Annotated in this window: 21 protein-coding genes; 11 read left to right on the top strand and 10 right to left on the bottom strand. The window is 61.0% G+C overall.

Annotated elements, in window-relative coordinates:
• Both P5205_19055 and P5205_19060 read right to left on the bottom strand, forming a co-directional pair.
• On the bottom strand, nt 1-294 hold a 294-nt coding region (locus P5205_19055; protein ID HSA12463.1), incomplete at its 3' end, for a coat protein.
• Nucleotides 295-352: 58 nt separating this feature from the next.
• Nucleotides 353-1012, bottom strand: coding sequence for a hypothetical protein (locus P5205_19060; GenBank protein HSA12464.1), 660 nt, complete (start codon nt 1010-1012; stop codon nt 353-355).
• 175 nt (nt 1013-1187) lie between these two features.
• Here P5205_19060 and P5205_19065 point away from each other — a divergent pair, with 175 nt between their 5' ends.
• The 3 genes from P5205_19065 (at nt 1188) to P5205_19075 (ending at nt 2990) form a co-directional block, all read left to right on the top strand.
• Nucleotides 1188-1871, top strand: coding sequence for a choice-of-anchor R domain-containing protein (locus P5205_19065; GenBank protein ID HSA12465.1), 684 nt, complete (start codon nt 1188-1190; stop codon nt 1869-1871).
• A 139-nt stretch (nt 1872-2010) separates the two neighbouring features.
• The gene (lepB, locus tag P5205_19070; GenBank protein ID HSA12466.1) at nt 2011-2499 is read left to right on the top strand and encodes a signal peptidase I; all 489 of its coding nucleotides are present in this window, start codon (nt 2011-2013) and stop codon (nt 2497-2499) included.
• Nucleotides 2500-2600: 101 nt separating this feature from the next.
• Nucleotides 2601-2990: a hypothetical protein gene (locus P5205_19075; protein ID HSA12467.1), complete on the top strand. Its 390-nt coding sequence runs from the start codon at nt 2601-2603 to the stop codon at nt 2988-2990.
• Nucleotides 2991-3275: 285 nt separating this feature from the next.
• Here the strand turns inward: P5205_19075 and P5205_19080 are convergent, their stop codons facing one another.
• The gene (locus P5205_19080; GenBank protein ID HSA12468.1) at nt 3276-3416 is read right to left on the bottom strand and encodes a hypothetical protein; all 141 of its coding nucleotides are present in this window, start codon (nt 3414-3416) and stop codon (nt 3276-3278) included.
• A gap of 121 nt (nt 3417-3537) precedes the next feature.
• On the opposite strand from P5205_19080, the gene P5205_19085 reads away from it, so the two are divergent.
• The 6 genes from P5205_19085 (at nt 3538) to P5205_19110 (ending at nt 7639) form a co-directional block, all read left to right on the top strand.
• The gene (locus P5205_19085) at nt 3538-4089 is read left to right on the top strand and encodes a tyrosine-protein phosphatase (protein HSA12469.1); all 552 of its coding nucleotides are present in this window, start codon (nt 3538-3540) and stop codon (nt 4087-4089) included.
• Between the two features lie 157 nt (nt 4090-4246).
• The gene (locus P5205_19090; protein ID HSA12470.1) at nt 4247-4633 is read left to right on the top strand and encodes a hypothetical protein; all 387 of its coding nucleotides are present in this window, start codon (nt 4247-4249) and stop codon (nt 4631-4633) included.
• Nucleotides 4634-4796: 163 nt separating this feature from the next.
• Complete coding sequence (locus P5205_19095; protein HSA12471.1) at nt 4797-5492, top strand: hypothetical protein; 696 nt, start codon at nt 4797-4799, stop codon at nt 5490-5492.
• Between the two features lie 329 nt (nt 5493-5821).
• Nucleotides 5822-6175, top strand: coding sequence for a hypothetical protein (locus tag P5205_19100; protein ID HSA12472.1), 354 nt, complete (start codon nt 5822-5824; stop codon nt 6173-6175).
• A gap of 247 nt (nt 6176-6422) precedes the next feature.
• Nucleotides 6423-6995, top strand: coding sequence for a DUF3267 domain-containing protein (locus P5205_19105; protein ID HSA12473.1), 573 nt, complete (start codon nt 6423-6425; stop codon nt 6993-6995).
• Between the two features lie 248 nt (nt 6996-7243).
• Nucleotides 7244-7639 (top strand): hypothetical protein, encoded by a 396-nt coding sequence (locus P5205_19110; GenBank protein HSA12474.1) that lies wholly within the window; start codon nt 7244-7246, stop codon nt 7637-7639.
• A gap of 129 nt (nt 7640-7768) precedes the next feature.
• Here the strand turns inward: P5205_19110 and P5205_19115 are convergent, their stop codons facing one another.
• From P5205_19115 to P5205_19145, 7 genes are all read right to left on the bottom strand, one after another.
• On the bottom strand, nt 7769-8014 hold the full coding sequence (locus P5205_19115; GenBank protein ID HSA12475.1) for an excisionase family DNA-binding protein: 246 nt from the start codon (nt 8012-8014) through the stop codon (nt 7769-7771).
• 240 nt (nt 8015-8254) lie between these two features.
• Nucleotides 8255-9334, bottom strand: coding sequence for a DUF4055 domain-containing protein (locus P5205_19120; GenBank protein HSA12476.1), 1080 nt, complete (start codon nt 9332-9334; stop codon nt 8255-8257).
• A 206-nt stretch (nt 9335-9540) separates the two neighbouring features.
• Complete coding sequence (locus P5205_19125; GenBank protein HSA12477.1) at nt 9541-10647, bottom strand: ABC transporter permease; 1107 nt, start codon at nt 10645-10647, stop codon at nt 9541-9543.
• Nucleotides 10648-10649: 2 nt separating this feature from the next.
• Nucleotides 10650-11777 carry an ABC transporter permease gene (locus P5205_19130; protein ID HSA12478.1) on the bottom strand — a complete coding sequence of 376 codons (1128 nt, stop codon included), beginning with the start codon at nt 11775-11777 and terminating at the stop codon, nt 10650-10652.
• Entirely contained in the window at nt 11774-13504 is a 1731-nt protein-coding gene (locus P5205_19135) for an ATP-binding cassette domain-containing protein (GenBank protein ID HSA12479.1), read from the bottom strand. Before P5205_19135 ends, P5205_19130 begins: the two co-directional genes overlap by 4 nt.
• A 13-nt stretch (nt 13505-13517) precedes the next feature.
• A complete protein-coding gene (gene hlyD, locus P5205_19140; protein HSA12480.1) occupies nt 13518-14501 on the bottom strand; it encodes a secretion protein HlyD in 984 nt (327 codons plus the stop codon).
• A 15-nt stretch (nt 14502-14516) separates the two neighbouring features.
• Entirely contained in the window at nt 14517-15158 is a 642-nt protein-coding gene (locus P5205_19145) for a TetR/AcrR family transcriptional regulator (GenBank protein HSA12481.1), read from the bottom strand.
• 609 nt (nt 15159-15767) lie between these two features.
• On the opposite strand from P5205_19145, the gene P5205_19150 reads away from it, so the two are divergent.
• Entirely contained in the window at nt 15768-16433 is a 666-nt protein-coding gene (locus P5205_19150) for a type II secretion system protein (protein ID HSA12482.1), read from the top strand.
• Entirely contained in the window at nt 16433-18808 is a 2376-nt protein-coding gene (locus P5205_19155) for a PQQ-binding-like beta-propeller repeat protein (GenBank protein HSA12483.1), read from the top strand. The genes P5205_19150 and P5205_19155 overlap by 1 nt, the downstream gene beginning before the upstream one ends.
• The last annotated feature ends 160 nt before the right edge of the window (nt 18809-18968 follow it).

Here is an 18968-nt window from a genome sequence, read left to right on the forward strand (position 1 = left end):
GTGGTTCACGCTCCACGCCTGCGCGTCGTTGTGGATCCGCGCGATGTCCTGGTCCGCCTGGATCTTGTTCACCGTCAGCGACGCCGAATCGCTCAGCAACTGCCGCGTCGCGCTCAGGTCCTTCCAGAACGGCATCTTCACCTCGCGCCCGCCCTGCGCCGCGATCCGGTCAAACGCATCGCCCGTCTCGACGATGCCCGATCTGCCAAAGCGCGACAGCTCGGCTGTCCGCTCGATGGCGTATTTCTCAAACTCCGTGGGGATGATAATGTCCGCCACTGCTGTCTTAGCCATACTTCACAATCTCCGGTTGTGATCCGCAAAGTAGGGCAGGCGTCTCGCCTGCCTTCCCCTATGCAGCCGCCCTCAATCGGGCCGCCAACTGCGGATCGGATTTCTGCAACTTCATTTGCTCCGTGAGGTTCCACGTCTCCTTCCGGAACGGATTCCTCGCGGACCTGCCTGCTCGCGCCCCTGCGCCTCCCCCGGAAGCGTCGCCGGCAGCCCCGCCACCGGCGTTGGACTCGAACAAATGAGGAGCGTCGGCGACCTGCAGATCCACCCACTCCTCCAAATTCAACGGCGTGAGGCCATCCTTGCCCATGCGCACCGTCTGCCCATCCGCCTCAAACGCGGTGGGAACACCCTTCTCCAGCCGGAACACGCTCCGCGCCCGCGCCGTGATGTCCGGGATCGCCGTCGGCCGCAGCCCCCGCTTCGACGCCGCCGCCGTCACCCCCTGGTCAATTTGGATCGCCGTCAGCCGCGCATTCAGCGCATCCCGCTCCGCCACCACCGCCTGCACCTGCTCCGACTCCGACCGCTCGAACCGGCGCTTGATCTCGTCCCGCTCGCGCCTCAGCGCCACGTTGGCGTCCCGGAACTCGTCCACCTTCGACCTCTCCACCGCCCCCTCCACATCCAGCACCCAGGCTCCATCCCGCTCCACATACAGCCCCTGCAACTCCGCGGGGATTTCCTCCTTCGACTTCGCTCGAAACTTGATCGCCATGGCGCAAGCGTAGCATCGGTTTTGGCGAGCAAGTCCGGCCCGGAGCTGGACTACCGTCAGGAACCGTCAGGAGCCGTCACGGGCCGTCAGGAGCCGTCATTTTTGTTTTTGACGACCTCTGCCCGCCGCGAAGCCCTTGACATAGAAGGTGGTCTTCTATAAAAGCCGCTCAACTATGAAGGCACTCAGAGCGACCCTTTCAGCTTTCGCACTCTTCCTTCTCGGAGCCCCCAGTCTCCAGGCCACCACGGTGGCGTCCAACCTGGACCGGCCCTACGTCGGTTTCTATCGGAGCGTCACGTCCGGCGAATGGGCCGCCACTTCCTTCACGACCGGCAATCAGCCCGCAGTGTTGCACGCGGCCAGCCTCGAACTGTTCGCCCAAGGTGGCACCGCCACCTTTGTGCTGGACCTGCGACAGAACGCCATCGCGTTTCCAGGCACCGAGCTGGGGCAATTCCTCAACACCCCTTCCACCAGCAGCAGCAGCGCCGTGCTCCTGACCTTTGCCAGCGCTTTCACCTTGCAGCCCAATACGACTTACTGGCTGGCGCTGACGGCCACTTCCGGAACCGGAGCCTGGCTGCAAACCTCCGTTGGCCCCCCCGACACCTGGGCCATCAACGCTTTGGCCTACAGCCCCGATGATGGCACGGCGTGGGAGGGACCCTTTGCCCAGGCAGGCTATCTCAGCCTGGAGGCAACCATCATCCCTGAGCCCTCCGCCTGCGCGCTCCTGGGCGCGGCCACCGCCGGCCTGGCTTGCGTGCGCAGAAAGCTCCGGCGCTCGGCTGCTCCGGCGGCCGGAAAAAGGAAAAAGGGGTCAGACCATAGTTTGGTGCGATTCCCGCACCGGTGAGAGCAAACACACGAGCAAAACCGCACCAAACTATGGTCTGACCCCTTCATTCTAATGAAACCAGGAATTCTTTCCCAGTTTGTCCAGCATTATCCAATAACTAGGAATTCTTTCCTAGTAATCAAATAGTTCGGCGGTTATGCGCGTCTCCATTCTGATTCTCACGCTCGTTGTTCTTGCGACCGGATGCTCCGAGGGGCGCTTCCGGCAGAGCGGCTCGTCCGCCATGTCGCCAACCATCCAGCCGAATGAGGGCTTTGTGGCGGATATGTCCGCATTTCGTAAGGCCGGGCCGCAGCGATGGGATGTTGTCGTGTTTCATCCGCCGCCGAAGGAGACACTGACGCAGCCCCAGGAGATTTGGGCGATGCGAGTCATCGGTCTTCCGGGAGAGAGTTTGGAGATTCGAGACGACGGTGTTTACATTGATGGGAAGCGCGAGGCACAACCTGACCGGTTGGCAGGCATTCGCTACGTCGCGATTTCCCTGCCCACCGTCACCTACCCATACAAGATTGCAGCCGACGCGTACTTCCTAGTCGGCGACAATACCACGAACTCTTTCGACAGCCGGTTCTGGGGCGGGTTGTCGAGGCAGAGCATCTTGGGCAAGGTGAAGAACAAATGAGACCGCCGAACCAGATCACTGGACCGAACGCGGGCGGGCCACGTCAGTTTCCAATTCGGATGCCACTGGCCGCCCGCGTCGGTCAGTTCTGGCGTTCGACTGTGAAGATAATCTTCGCCTCCCTGTTCGCGTTGGTGCTGGTTCAGAGTGCGGCTGTTGCCGGCCTTGCCACCGATATCCCACAGACGAATCGAGTCATTCTGGATGGAAAATGGAAGCCATCCGAGCAGGACACCCAAGAAGCCCTCGTTGACATCCAAGCCTATTTGGAAACGCCGAGCCGTTCCACAAATGCGTGGACCTCCCAAGAAATTAGGGAAATCCTGGCGCATACAAAAGACTACCGTGTGAAATTCCAGGGGATGGTCCTTGAGGGAAGGAAAGTGATTCGTTGCTTATTTCTCTCCGGTTCTGATCCCGACCCTTGGTCTATCTTTTATGATCCGCGCACAGCCAAGTGTGCGAGATACTTCTCCCTTGGATATACATGACCCAGCCGAACCAGTCGCGTCAGCCAACTCCGGGAGAGCGTCTCAGTTGCAGTCGGACGTCAGCGGCCCGGCATGGCTGCGCTCACCGTTCGCCATAGTATGGAACACACCCTTCAGCACGCCTGTTTCACCTGTCGGAAGGTGTTCAAGAAGACGGTCCCCGGAAAGAGCAGAGAACTCCACAGGGATTGTTACGTGCTCGGCATGACGGAGACCGTTTCTTTCCGATGCCCGGAATGTGGCGGTTCTCTTCATGCGATGGGAAAGACTTTTCGCGCCCCTCGCTCATCCCAGCTCGAGCAGTGGAAAGTGGTCGAAGCCCTGTTTCAGGCAGGATTTCGCTTCATGAGCGGGCGAGGCTCCCACGCTGAGTTGCCAACCCGACTCCGCGATGTGGAGCAGTTCATCCGCGAGAATCCCGATCATCCTTTGAAGCTCACAAAGGCGAACCAAGCGCTGCACCGAATGGCGGCCCCCGCACGCCGTTCGCCAGTTCGGAGGTCGCGGAGGGGCCGCCATCGGTGAGCTGTTCGTTCGGCATTAGAGCATGGCTGAAGAACTTCCAACCCCATTTTCCGGGTCATACTGGGTGGTGCCGGAGCAGCTTCTGGCAGGCGAGTATCCGGGAGAGGTCAACCCTGAGATGACGCGCAAGAGGCTGCAGGCTCTCATTGCTCGTGGCATTAGGACGTTCATCGACCTTACCGATGAGGACGAAGTGAACGAGGATGCGAAGGTCATACCTCCGTATCGGAGCGTGTTGCGCCAAGTTTCCGAGCAGGAGTCCGTTCAGACGACTTACGCAAACATTCCGGTAGAGGACCGCGGTGTTCCGTCCCCGTGGACCCTGCGCTGTATTCTCGATGTAATCGACCGGTCCATTGCTGATGAGAATCCAGTTTACGTCCATTGCTGGGCCGGTCGGGGGCGGACCGGCACGGTGGTCGGCTGCTATCTGAAGCGCCACGGTATGGCGGAAGAAACGGATGTGATTCAAAAGCTCGCCGCTTTGCGACGAGGCACGCCCAACGGCAGGCAGACATCCCCTCACACGAAAGAGCAAGTCAGAATGGTTACGAACTGGAAGAAGGGGGTATGAAACCGAACCAGGCGCCTGCACCTAACCGCCGCCCGCGCTTTCCGCTCGGCAGTCCGGAAGAATTCGAATATCCTGTTTGCGCTCCATCTGCCTCCCCGGCGGCGGTAGGTGAGGCGCAGCGTTCGGCGGCGCATGCTAGTCGCAAAATGCTCAATCTATGAAGAAACGAATCATTATCATCGCAGTCACACTGATCGGCCTTGTTGCCATCTTGGTTATACTGACCGCATTCCCCACTGCGTCGGCCGCGACTCGTCCCGTGAGCTTGGTCATCGCTGGGCCGGATGGTCAGCGATTCACGGGTAGCTACGTGGCCGACGGCATCACAAATTCTGTAAGCGCCGTTGCTCCCGCGACGATCAGCCTGCAAGCCAGAGAGGTCGGTTATGAGTTCAAGCGGGAAGGGGGCGTCGGCGAGTTTCGTGTCGCCTTATTTGTTGGGGATCTTTGCCGAACGTCCACGACCAGCCACGAGCAGCCGGGCGTGCGTGGGGAATTGCGTTTCGCCGCCGGCAGAGAGAGTTACTGGGCGGCTGGTTTTTGACGGTTATCGGGCCGAACCAGATCACTGGAGCGAACAGCCGCCCCGCTTCGCCGTTCGAGAGTCGCGGACTTCGCCGACGCGCCCCGGTAGTCGGGAGTCACAAGCGTTATCACGGCGGGTCGGCTGTCGCTCGGTTCTGTCGTTCGGCGGCAGCATCCTGAGCATGCACCAAACCATCGAGCAGCAAGTGACGGAAGACGAGCGGAAACGCTTGCTCGATTCGATGCCGCTTACACCTTCCCCTTTCCGAACCCGGCAGTTTAAGCTCAGGCTCGTCGGCACAACCATCGGCGTGCTTGCAGCCGTCGCATTTGCCATAGCCACCAAGAGGGCGTCCGCTGGTGTCGCCATCGCCGTGGGCCTCCTCGTCTTCGCAATCTGGTGGCTGCTTGATCTCAAGAGCCGGGTGCTTACCCCCTTGCGCAGATACCGGGAGGCGAACGAGCGAGTGTGGAGGTTTCGCGGTGTGGTCAATGCCGCCAAAACCGTACGCGTCCATCGGGTTCAGTCGGATGCCGTTGTTCAAGTGGTGCATGATGAAGGAACCATCTGCCTTTTCGATGTCGGCGAGAACCGCACTTATTGGATTGACCCTTACTTTATGGTTCCCGGCCGCCCCCCCGAGGACTGGCCCAACCGCGAATTTGATGTGGTTGAGATTCCCGGCTGGGAGGGCGAGGTCGGCCCGTTTTCTCGCGGTACAAGGCTGCGGCCGCGAGAAACGCTGGAATTTCGGGACATGTTCGAGCACTATGATTTTGAACCGCCGGCGGACGGCATTATCCGGCAATCGCTAGACGCCTTTTTGCAGGATGTACGGGCGCGGAATCGTCCGACCTCAGGGGCCTCGAGGACATGAGACTTTCGTCAAAGGGGTCAGACCATCAAAGGGGTCAGACCATCAAAGGGGTCAGACCATCAAAGGGGTCAGACCATAGTTTGGTGCGATTCCCGCACCGGTGAGAGCAAACACACGAGCAAAACCGCACCAAACTATGGTCTGCCCCCTTCATCGAGCACGTGCAGGAATTCAAATGACCCAGGCCAGGACGCTTAACCCGCCTGCTTCAGAGCACGCGGCGATAGCGCTTCTGTTTGTATGCCGGCATTTTGGGCGCGGCGCCTCTGAGCAGGTTCGTTGGGCGACTACTGCGTGATGCGGCGCACTCTACCCTGTCAAATCGATATATGAACGAAATGAACGTTCCCGAAACAACCTTCGCCAACAGTCGGACCCGCAAGCGTGGTTTTGCGTTGTTTGCTCTGGGTGCCATTCTCTATGTCCTGGCTGTGTTCGTTATGGACCGATGGAGGGCTAATCGAGGTGCCTTCCACTACGCGCTCCTTCCCGCCTGGATACCTCTTGCGATGGCCTGCCTTGGTTATGTGGAGTTCGTCAGCGGCGCACCCTGCTATCAACTCAGGCAAAGGTGGGCAGAGCTACATGGATGGCAGTGCGCCGTGATCGGCGTGTTCCTCGCCGTGACCTCGCTGGTTGCCATCTTCTGCATCGCCGCGTTCTTTCTGATTTTGCGCACATGAACCAGCATTGGCCCAAAATCATTACAGCCAACGCCGGTTGGCCGCCTCAGTTCCGCTGTCGCGGTTCATGTCGTTGGCCCGGCGTGGCTGAGTTCTATCGTTAGGCGGACACGCGACGTTCACTGCCATGCGCTTTCATCTTGGAGCTATACCTAGTTCGCCAGACTTCGTGCCGGACACGCCGTGGAAGCCAGTGAGGCAGCCTTCACCTTGGATGGGGCTTTTGGCCGCGTATCCGATTGGCATTGTGACCGCAGGGCTGGTCGCCGTGCTTTGGTTGGCCATTACACCTTTCCAGTTACAGGATGTGACCTCCACCATGTCCTTGCGCGGCTTTTTAGTTTCGTTTGCAGGTATGGTCGTTGTCCACGAACTGATCCATCTGGTTGTTCACCCAATGTCAGGACGGTCGCCGCATTCGATTGTGGGTGCGGGAGGGCCGACAACGGGAGTTTACGCCCACTACGCCGGAGAGATGGCACGCAACCGCTTTGTCGCCATCCTCCTCATGCCTCTGGTGATCATCAGCTTTGTTCCATTGTTTGTGGCTGCCGTTGGACAGGTTTCCTCTGGCTGGATAGCGTTTATCTCCGCCTTCAACGCTTTTGGAGCTTGCGCAGATACACTCGACGCAGGGCTAGTTCTGTTTCACATTCCAGCTACCGCGACCGTTCGCTGTCGGGGCTTGAGGATATACTGGAGAGAGCATGACACACTGGCCGCCTACTTTTCGGTCGAGCGAATGGCGGCGGGCGATACCCGTCTGCAAATTCGAGCGCCTGGTGTCCGCCGCCATCGCTCACCTTCGCGTTGGCCGTGATGAGCAGCGACGAGTCGCGCGCGAGGGCTTCCAGAAGGCTGAGCACCTGCGCGGCTCTCATCACTCTCGGGGCGACGGTGGTCATTCCGACTCTCATTTTCGCTTATGCTGGTGCAGCTTGGAAGGCACTGGCAGTACCGTTAGGATTCCTGGGGGGCGCGGCCGCCCTCCAGGCCTCGCGGCCGGCTTATGGCAGATACCAGTATGCCCGGCTTGGTCCCGGAGGAGTTGGGCGGTGCTTTGCGCATATGTTCTCCCGGGCGTTTGGCGCCTCGGATTTCACTCGCTTCTGGCGCCACTGGAATCCCTTCTGGGGCTATTTTCTGGCCTACTACTGTTTTGCCCCGTTGCGGCGCTTTGCGCCGCGCCCCCTGTGCCTGATCGTCACCTTTGCACTCAACGGATTGTTTCATGACCTGGTGTATGTGTGGCCTTTCGGCTGGGCCAGGACCGAGCGGCTGCCGTTTCAGTTTCCCGTCTTTACTTTGTGCCTGGTCCTGATTGCCGGTATCATCCTGGCCGCCGAACGCTATCGGTTTACGCTGGCTCAGTTGTCCTTGCGCCGGCGTGTCGGCTGCCAGTTGCTCGCGTTTGTTGGCCCGTTCGCCCTTTCAATCGGCATTCTCCTCCTTACACGAATATGACCGCCAACCCGGCGCCCGCACCTAACCGCCGCCCGCGCTTTCCGCTCGCCAGCCTCAAAGGGGTCAGACCATAGTTTGGTGCGATTACCGCACCGGTGAGAGCAAACACACGAGCAAAACCGCACCAAACTATGGTCTGACCCCTTCATTGGTCATCTTTCCCGGCCCCCGCTTGCGCGTTCCTGCAGTTGCCGCCAGCCCCCGGAGCACGTCCGGCAGGTAGAACCGCACCAAGCTTCCCCGTAGCTTCATGCAAGGCAGCTCATCCTCGGCCAGCATCCGGTCCACCGTGCGCACCGACACGTTGAGGGCCGCCGCCAGCTCTCCCCTCGTCAAGAGCTGCGCCACCTCGCCCTGTCTTTCAGCTTTCAGCATTTCAGCTTTCTGCTTTCTGCTTTTTCTCCAGCCTATCCGTGCCCATCAGCGCCATCCGTGGTCAAACAGCTTTCTGCATTCTTCATTCTGCCTTCCTGCTTCGCTTCGCCGCCACTATCCGTTTGCCTGGGGTACTCGGGAAACGGCGAGGTCCGCCCCATCAGCGCCCATCTTTGTAGCCGCCGCCGTTAGTCGGCGCATTTGCCCCCTGCCATTCCCCTTTCGCGTCCTTTCGCGTCTTTAGCGGGCAATAAATCCGTGTCCATCAGTGTCCATCTGTGGTCGCCCTCTCCGAATTTCTGCTTTCTGCTTTCTGCTTTCCAGGATCAGCTCCGCCTCCTCCTCATTTGTCCGACCTTCGGGTAACACTTCACCCCGGCGGAACAACTCATGCATGGTGTCCTGGCTGATGGCGCCGGCTTGCCAGGCACTAACGATTGCCTGAATGTCCTGGCTCGCCAGACCCTTGGTGCTGAAATCCGTGTTGAGCTGAATGAGCACCTGCGTGTCGCTCACATCATCCGGGAGTTCCTCCGTCGAGTTCCACCAGTAGACCCAGCGCAGCATTTCCGTCAGCGACTCGCTCACACTGAACGCTACATTCCCCAGGATGCTGTATTCGCCGGACTGGCGTAGTTCGATCGCGGTAGCCGTCTCGCCCACCCGCTTTGCTTCCTCCAGCATCCGCGAACCGAGCACAGTCATGAGGCGCTCGTCGCGATCCATCGCCCGCTCGAAGGTCTCCAACCCCTGACCTTTGAACTCCAGGAAGCCCGCATTCGCCCCTGGTGTCTCACTCACCCACGCCTGGCTGGAACCAATCCGAAGCGACGCGCCCTTGTCGAAACCACTCACCCACGCGGTAGGCAGCGCCGTGAAATGCAGCCCGTGCTTGAAGTCGGCATCCAGACGGTAGTGGTCGAGGTTCACCGCGATGATGTCCTCCAGCGGCCCGCGATCCACATCCGGCCGCGAATGACGCGGCCCATGGAATACAAACGGAATCAGCGGCAACGGCTTGCCCAGCCGCCGCGGCACGCGCGACTCCACCAACACCCACTCCTTCTTGGCACGTCGCAGTCCCGCCCAGGAAGACCAAGCCCGCTCTTTTTCTTGCCAAACCTCCACGCGGCAGAAAGGAGTCCCATTGTCATCCACCACCAACCGCAGCACCCGGATTTGTTCCACCGGCGACGACTCAAATTCATCTTCGCCTTCTCCGCTCGTGCCTTGAGCAACCTCACGCAGCACCACCAGCGTAGGCACGCTTCGCCCATTCACGCGCTCCACTCGCCAGTTGATGATCTGCTCTTCCACCATGCACCGGTTTGGTCGTTATGGCTGGTGGTGCCGCCGGCGAGTTGTTCCCCCCCATTGCGGGGGAACACCAACGACCGGCGCATGATAATTCGGTCCAACAGCGCATCCGGCTGCCAAGAGGGCGGATGCAGCGCCAATGGTAGTTTTCGGTCTCATAAGGGATTCGTTGGGGATTGTGAATTATGCATGCCGGTGAATGTCTCGGGTCACGCCAGGCGTTTGCGAAGCAGCCAGTCTGCGGCGGCCAGTGTTCCAATGGCGATGACCAGCAGCGGATAGAGACTGTGAAACAAGGCAACATGGCTGAAGTCCTTCAGAAAAAGGCCTTTCGCTATGACGATGAAATGGCGCATGGGGTTCACCCAGTCCAGGCATTGCAGCCAGGCTGGCATATTATCGACCGGGGTGGCGTACCCGGAGAGAAGGATGGCCGGCATCAAGAAGCTGAAAACGCCGAGGAACGCCTGCTGCTGCGTGGCGCAGACGGATGAGATAAGCAGTCCGAACCCGGCCAGCGCCAGACTGTAGAAAATCATGCTGCCGTAAAGCGGCATAAACGATCCTTGAAACGGGATGCGGTAGAAGAAGATGGCTCCGAGCAGAACGATGGTGCCTTGCAGGATGGCCACGAGAATGGCCGGAATGATCTTGCCGATCATGATCATTCCGGGCGTGAGCGGCGAAACCAGGAGTTGGTCGAGCGTGCCCTGCTCGCGTTCGCGGGCAACGGAAAGCGCGGTGACAATGAGCACGTTTAACGAGGTGATGATGGCAATCAAGCAGGGTAGAATGTGCCAGTGATACTCCAGGTTCGGATTGAACCAGTAGCGGGCATTCAAGATTGAGGGAGCGACCTTTTGCCGGGAGTCAAGCCGTTCGGCGGTGAAGTCGTTGATGATCTGTTGCACGTAGCCGAGGGCGATCTGGCCGCTGTTGGAGCGGCGCCCGTCGAGGATAGCCTGGATTTTCGAAGGGCGATCCGCGGCGACATCGCGCGAAAAGTCGGGCGGGAAACGGAGGACCAACAACGCCACCTGGTTATCAATGGCGCGGCGCACCGCGGCTTCGCTGTGAAGGTTCAGGAGGCGGGTGAACGCCCTGGTTTGCGAGAAGCGCTGTATCAGCTCAGCGGATTCACGACCATGGTCCTCATTGTAGACCGCGAGGGTGTTGTTCTTGACCTCTAATGTGGCGGCAAAGGGAAACAACGCCAGCTGCAAAAGGACGGGCACGATGAGGAGAAGGCGGCTTTGCCGATCCTGCAGCAGCGTCTCGAGCTCTTTGATGACCAGTGTGAGAATGCGCGAGAACATCGTTACTCCAAGCGGCGGCGGGTTTTCAGCGCGGTTACGCCAAGGAACAGCATTCCCGCCACAACCAGGCACCCCGCGCTGTTCGAGAGGATGGGCCAGACGTTGCCGGCCTGGAAAAGCGTCTGCATGGCGGTGACAAAATAGCGGGCCGGTATCAGGTAAGTGACGGCTTGCAGGCCGGCGGGCATGCTGCGGATCTCGAACAGGAAACCGGAAAGCATGACGGCAGGCAAAAACGCCGCATTGAGGGCGGCCAGGGCGGCGTTGAACTGGTTGCGCAACACGGTCGAGAGCAAGAGGCCCAGCCCTAGACTGCTGGCGAGGAACAGCGATCCGATCAGCCACAACAACAGGAGCGAACCGCGGAAAGGCACTTTCATGACGAAGACCGCCACGCCGACACACAGAAACAGCGAAGCGATGCCGAGCGCGTAATAAGGCAACACCTTGCTCAAGAGCAATTCGGCGCGGGTGACCGGCGAAGCCAGCAACGCCTCCATCGTGCCGCGTTCCCATTCGCGGGCGACCACGAGGGAGGTCAGCAGCGCCCCAATGACCGTCATGATGATGGTGATGGAGCCCGGAATGAGGACGTTCCGGCTTACGGCACCGGGGTTATACCAAAAGCGCGATTCGACACCAATTCTGGCCGGCGGCCTCTCTCCGCGCTCGCTGGCGCGCTGCTGCATCCAGCCGTTCCACGCGCCGGCCACATAATTCTGCACGAAACTGGCGGTGTTGGGTTCCGAGCCATCAGCCACGACGAGCAACGGGGCGGTATCGGCGGGCCGTTTGATTCTCTCGGAGAAGTCCAGCGGCACGACCACGAAGCCTCGCACAGCGCCATCGGTTAGCGCCCGCTCGATTTGCGCCCGCGTCTCGGCGGTGTAGATGGCGAAATAAGGTGAGCCGTGAAGATTGTCCGCAAAACGGCGGGCCTCCGGGCTTTTGTCCTCCAGCACGAGGCCAACGTTCACGGTGGTCAAGTCCAGGTTGATGCCGTAGCCGAAAATGAACAGCATTACGACTGGCAACACGAAAGCGATGAGAATGCTGCTGGGGTCGCGCAGGATTTGCCAGGTCTCCTTCCGGCAGAGGGCACGCAAGCGGCGAAAGGAAAAGGACTTCATGCCGGGAACTCGGAGGCGTGTTGTTGCACCAGGGAGATGAAGGCATCCTCCATGGACGGGTCAGGATTCGATGCGGTCCCGACCTGCTCCCTGAGCTGGTCGGGGGAACCGGCCGCAATGATCCTGCCGCGGAATACCAGGGCGATGCGGTCGCAGTATTCGGCCTCGTCCATGAAATGCGTTGTAACCATGACCGTGACGCCCTTTTCGACCACGCCGTTGATATGTGTCCAGAACTCACGACGCGTCACCGGGTCAACGCCGGAGGTCGGTTCGTCCAGGAAGAGGATGGCGGGTTGGTGCATGACGGCGCAGGCCAGGGCGAGCCGCTGCTTGAAGCCGAGAGGGAGGGTGCCGAGGGTGGTGTCCAGGTAGGGCTGCAACTTGAAGACCTCGACCATTTCCGCCATGGCGGTCTTCCGTTGGGCGCCGCGCAGCCCGTAAGCGCCGGAGAAGAACTTCAAGTTCTGATGGACGGTCAGATTGCCGTAGAGTGAGAACTTCTGCGCCATGTAGCCGAGTCTCTGGCGGGCCTCGCTGGCGCTGGTTTTGAGATCTATGCCCATGACGGTGGCCGTCCCGGAGGTGGGCGCGAGCAGACCGCACATCATGCGGAAGGTCGTGGACTTGCCGGCGCCGTTCGGCCCGAGCAAGCCGAAGATCTCACCGCGTTTGACCGCGAAGTCAACGTGATCGGTGGCAGTGAAGGCGCCGAATTGTTTCGTCAGCCCCACCGCTTCCACCACCGTCTCGTGACTGGCCGGCACCGGCCGGAGGTGCTGCGCCAGAACTGAGTCGCCGCCCGGACCGCCGCCGAGCGCTTCAATAAACGCGTCCTCAAACCGCGGAGTGACAGGCACAAGCTCCGCCTCGTCGCCGGCATCGAGTTCTTTCAGATCGAGCCCGACCGCTCCCTCGCGAAGCACGAGACGGACCGCGCGGCCCTGGATGACGCCATCCATCACGGCGGGCTGCCGCAGCGCGCGGGCGAGCAATTGGCGGCGGTTGCCGGCGAGGCGCCGGATTTGCAGGCTGCGATTATGAATCCGATTGGTGATTTCCCGGGGGTTTCCGGAAAGAATCAGCCGCCCTTCGTTCATCAAGAGGACCTCGGCGCACAACTCAGCTTCATCCAGATAGGCCGTGCTCCAGACCACTGCCATGCCCTGGGCGACGAGCTCGTGGACCATCCTCCACAATTCGCGGCGCGAAATGGGGTCAACGCCCACACTCGGCTCATCCAGCAACAGCAGCTTTGGGCGTCCCAGGAGGGCGCAGGCCAGGCCGAGCTTCTGTTTCATCCCGCCGGAGAGCCGGCCGGCCTGACGGGCGGTAAAGCGGGCCAGGTCGGTGAACTCCAGGAGCCGTTTGAAGGTGGACTCGCGCTCCGCGCCCACCACTCCCCGCAAGTCGGCATGAAGTTCGAGATTCTCCTGGACCGACAGATCTTCATATAGGCCGAATTTCTGCGGCATGTAGCCGATGAACGCCCGCAGCTTGCCGGCATCGCGAATGGGGTCGCACCCATCTACCCTGATGGTTCCGGAGGAAGGCGGCAGCAACCCGGCCATCAGCCGGATGAGCGTCGTTTTGCCCGCGCCATCCGGTCCGACCAAACCGGTGATCTGGCCGGCCCGCAGCAGCGCCGAGACACTTTCCAAGGCAGGCTTCTTCGCACGGGGGAAGACTTTGCGGACCGAGTCAAGGGTGACGAGAGGCTCACTCATGAGCGCTGCGGAGCTAATTGCTGGCGAGCGTGACAGTCACTGGCATGCCCTGGCGGAGTCCCTGATCGGGATTGGCTACGACGACACGCAGCCGGTAAACCAGCGCTGTGCGCAGTTGGGTTGTTTCCACCGTTTTGGGAGTGAACTCGGCGCGCGGGGAGATGTATCCAATCTGGCCGGTGTATGGTTGGTCACGGCGGGAGTCGGTGTGAATCTCGACCTTCATGCCTGGATGAATGCGGCCGAGATCGGGCTCCTGCACGTAGGCGCGAACCCAAACCGGGCTCACCAACGAGAGAGTGAAAACGGTGGAACCGGCCTGCAGGATGGCGCCTCCTTCCTGTGCCCGCGTGAGCACGACCCCATCCGACGGTGCGGTCAGGACTGTGTCCTTCACTTGAAGTTGAGCAGTGGCCAGCGCCGCTTCGGCCTGGGCGAGGTCGGCTTTGGCCTGGGCAATGTCTTCGACTCGAAAGCCGGCTTCGGAAAGCGCGAGTTGGTCACGCGCGGACTTGAGGCGCGCCTCGGCCTCCTCGAAACTGGCTTTGGCGTTGTCGCGCTCCTGGACCGAAACGGCCTTGGTAGCCAGCAGCTCTTCGGCTCGCTGGTATAACCTCTCGGCATTGACGGCGGTGGCTTCGCGTTCGCGAACGAGCGACCGCGCTTGCGCAATTTCCTCAGGACGATTGCCGGATTCGCGCAACTGGAGGCGCGCCCGCAGTGATTCGACCTGCGCCTGGGCAACGGCGACCTGGTTGCGATAGGGCTCATCATCGAGAATCGCCATCACCTCGCCCGCCTTGACCTTGTCACCCTCGTCGAAAAGAAGTTTCGTTAGTTTGCCGCCAACACGGAAGCCGAGGGTGACTTCGCGGATATCCACATTGCCGTACAGCGTCAGCGTGGTGGTCTTTCGCGGAAGAAACTTGTGATAGGCCCAGCTTGCGCCCGCCACGACGGCCAACACAACAATTGCAATAAGGATGATCTTCTTCACAAATGGGGTATCAATTCAGCGCGCCGCGTTGGATCCAGGGGCCATGGCTCCTTCCAGCACGACTTTGGTGATAAGAGAGCAGCCGCTCTTGACCGTCAGGTCCAACTCCTCCATCCGCACCGGATTCAGGATCGACCGAAGCGCGGCGAGCAGGATTTCCATGATGAGAGCGGCGGGAATGTCTTTGCGAATGAAACCAGCGGCGCGCCCCCGGCGCATCAGTTCGCCGAAATACCTCTCGATGACAGCGCGGCGAAGCCGTTCCACGCGCTGGAAGGTCTCCGGCGCCTCCTGACGGATGTCCTTGATAAATGGGGGCTGGATTTCCGCTGTATAGCGTTGGAGGCAAGCCAGAAACGCCTGCAGGGTTTTGGGGAAATCCGCGCCCGCAACCGCGAGGATTTGCTCGCATTCGGCGCTCACCCTGCGGAATTGCTCATCAATCACCGCCTCCAGCAGATTGTGTTTCGTGGCAAAGCGCGAATAGAGCGTCTTCTTGCTCATGCCCAGTTCCGCGGCGAGATCATCCATGGAGACGCCGCGGAATCCATGGGCGAAGAAATGCCGGCGCGCCCCTTCCAGGATGCGGCATTTTGCCGGGTCTCCGGCGGGCACTGGCTCAGCGAGCGGGGCACCCAGCCCAGTAGGTTTGGCCATCTTAGGAAACTATACTAGTCTTATGAGTTTCCTCTGTCAACTCTCTTAGTCCTCCAGGGTTGACCTGGAGAAATGCAGAGCGGACTGCACTCTGTCGCACAGGAAGTGGTGGAAGAGAATGGCGGCTTAGGTTCGAAATCCTACCGCACATGAGATTTGATCAGCTTCACCTTGCTGCCTGGCCGAAGCGAAGGGAATACAAGGTTATCATTGCTCCCCTACCGGAACTGGATAGCCGCCCTGAATTCCCGCCTGCGCACTGTCCATATTTTGGACAGTGATGCTGCCTGGTTGCCTTCTCCAGCCCCCTCTGACGCTGGCATCTCTGGCTTGGGGTTACGGTGACGGCACGGTGGTGCTACGGTGTGTATCCCATGGGGAGCGCTCCCCATGGGATACACACCGTAGCCAGACCGCACTGACAGGCCAACCGCAAGCCAAAGCCCTCATGCGATTACCATAACGGCGCCGCAGCCCGTCCGGCGGGGAGCCGGAAGTCAAAAGCGGAGGGCGAGACGAGGAATCGCCAGCGGCGCTCCCCGGTCATCGTTCGATTCGCCCGGCCAGTTATCCATTGCTCGGAGTCACGCCCTACGCTATAGAAGCGGCATGAAGCGCAGGCCGAACCACGCGCGCCGCCGGACCGACGATTTCCGTTGTGTTCAAACAGCGAAAGCTCAACCGCGTGCCGGTTTTTCGCTCATCGAAGCAGTCGCGGTGGCAGCGATTCTCATTCTGCTCTTCACGCTTTATTGGGGGCCCAGCACCACCAGGAACCGCCAGCGGAAGGCGCAACGGGATTGTCAAAACCAATTGCAGCGGCTTTTCATCGCCTTGAACATCTATGCCACCGAGCACGACAGCCGGTTTCCCGCCGTGGCCGGCGCGCGCACCTCAGCGGAAGCGCTCGAGGCCCTGGTGCCCCGTTACACCTCCGATACGGCGGCCTTCTTTTGCCCCGGCGCCAAGCAGCCGGCGTCTCTCGCGGGCGACTCGCTCCGCCAGCAACGGATCAGTTATGCCTATTACATGGGGCGCAGCCTGCGGGAGCCACGGCAGCCGCTAATGAGCGATCAGCAGGTGAACAACCTGGCGAGAAACGCTGGTGAGCATGCGTTTTCCAGCAACGGCAAGCCGCCCGGCAACAACCACGGCAAGCGCGGCGGCAACTTCCTCTATTGCGATGGCAGCGTTGCAGCCACTCCGCCCTGTGTGCCCTTTTCCCTCCTGCTGACGCAGGGGGTCGTCCTCTTAAACCCCAACCCCGCTCCGTGATGAAAATTCAGTGTTCCTGTGGCGCCAAGTACTCCTTCGACCTCTCGCCAGACATGGCCAACAACCCGGTGCGCTTCGTTTGCCCCGCGTGTGGTCTCGACGCCTCCGACTTCGTCAACAACATGATTCGCCAGGAACTCGGCGCCCCGGCACCCGCGCCGGTCCCGGCGGCCATCTCGCCGCAATCCGCCCCGCAGCGAGCACCGGCCGCCCGTGTGCGCATCCCCAATCCGGAGAGCGCCGCGCCCATGGCCGCCAACTCCCCGCAACGCTGCCACAAGCATCCAGACCAATTCGCCCTCGAGAAGTGCCACATCTGCTCCAAACCGATCTGTCCCAAGTGCATGGAGCTGTTCGGGTATCTCTGTTCGCCGCTATGCAAAGGCAAGGCCGAGGCGCAGGGCATCGAGGTCCCGGTCTATGCCGGGCAGAAATCGGTCGTCGAGGCGCGCTCCTGGCGCAGGACGGTTCGCGTCACCGCCGGGATTTGCGGTTTGGCGCTGGCAGTGCTGGGGTTGTGGTTTTGGTATGCGTGGTTCGGCTCCGTTCCCGGGGTCCGCTATTCGGTGCGTTTCCCCGAGCGCTCTTACTCCGGCCAGTCCGCCTTTTGCGGCCGGGACCAGCTTGTCTTTCTGCACGGCGATGTCCTGGCGCGGCACGACCTCAAACTCAAGAAAGAGGTTTGGTCGCGGCAGCTCGTGGACACGAAGCAGATTGACGAGGCCATCGCCAGGAGCATGAAGAACATGCAGGCCATCATTGACAAGGCGAACAGCGATGACCCCGATAACGTGCCGAGGATGCCTGACCCGGAGAAGCTCAAGAAGAGCATGATCCGGGCAGCGCAGGAGGCCCTGGCGCTGCGGGTCCACGGCCAGAACATCTGGGTGCTTTCACCCGGCAAACTCACCCGCTACGACCGCGACAACGGCGCGCCGGTGAAAGAGATCCAAGTGCCCAATACCTATGGCGAACTCTTCCCGCAAGGCGATGAGTTGCTGCATTGGGATTCGGAATCCGGCACACCTGTTGTCACCCGCATCAACCTGAACACCGGTGAATCCCGCACCGAGCGTGTCGCCTCGCTGACCACAACCTCCGCCAGTACCGAACGCGCGGACGCCAATACCACCGGCAGCGCAACCGCATCGGCCAAGTCCGGCAGCGACAAGGCCGGTCTGCCCGTCGGCACTCCCCGCAAAGACACGGGCAAAGTCATGGACCCGAAGAAGGTGGCCGAACAGGCGGAGAATCTGTCTTACCCCGCCAGGATCGCGCTCCCGGCAATCCTCGCCCATAACATGCATCAGGCAAGGACTCTGGCCGCGTACGACGACGAGCCCGCCGGCAAGAATTCGGCGGCGGCCGCCGAGCCTGAAGCCGCGGACGACGCCTTGCTCATTCCCAGCAAGGCCGGTTTCATGCAGCTTTCCGTGAGGCTCCTGGAGCGGCGCATGACCACGCGCGCGGCCATGAAGGCCCCGCCGGCCAAGTCCGTGCTCGATGGCCATCTGACGGTGGCGCAGACGGCGGACCTGGCCAACGAAATGCTAAACGAAGCGCAACGCGCGGTTGGTGGGGACGTGGTGCGGGAGGACGAAAGCCGCTACCTGGTCACGATCCGGCAGCCCGAGGCATCCGACGCCTGGAGCGGCGAAGTCATCGGCCCCCCATCTTTGTATCCGCTGACGACAGTCAACGTGCTTGCCGCCAACAAGATGGTGCTGGTGCTGGATAAGGCCAACAAGAAGCTGTGGCAGAGCCCGCTCAGTTACAATGTGCGCGGCGGCTACGGCGGCCTGGAAGGCGATGACGCTCCCAATGGTGTCGGGCCCTGTGTGGAACGCAAGGGCACCCTTTACGTCATTGACGAGGGAGTATTGACGGCCTTTGACCTCGCGACCGGCCAGGCGCGCTGGCGCCTGCCGTCAATCGGCATTATGGGATTGTTCTTCGATGAGCAGGGCATGATCTATGCGAACACCACCACCGCCGGTCCCGACGCGCTCAAGTACCCCAACCAGATTGACATCACGCGCAAGGACAGCTCGCTCGTGCTGAAGCTGGAGCCCCGGACCGGCAAGGTCCTGTGGAAAGCCGACCTGGGCGGCGTGCTGAATTACCTCTCGGGCCAGTACATCTACAGCACGCGCGCCTACCAGGCCGACCTCGGCGAGGAAGGCGAGGCTTACACGGCGGATTCCATCGCGGGCCGGAGCTCCTTCCTGTCCATCAAGCGGATCAATCCCAAAAACGGCCGAGTCATGTGGGAGCACTGCCAGGACCGCGCCCCGCTGGACGTGCGGTTCGACCAGAACACGATCCGGCTGGTGTTCCGAAAGGAAGTGCAAGTGCTGCGCTTTCTGTCGCTGTAGAGTTCCCGAGCCGCGCTTGAAGCGGAGCGGGCAGGGGATTGGGGGTGGGCGCTCTTTGGAGCTAATAAGGGGGTCAGGAGGACAAAGCGCGAATCGGCAGTTCGGGAAGCTATCTCCCCAACGGAGGGCTTGGACATGTCCAGGCGTCGCCGCAAGCGGC

It is taken from the genome of Candidatus Paceibacterota bacterium (genome assembly GCA_035452965.1).
Classification (GTDB): Bacteria; Verrucomicrobiota; Verrucomicrobiia; order Limisphaerales; family UBA8199; genus UBA8199.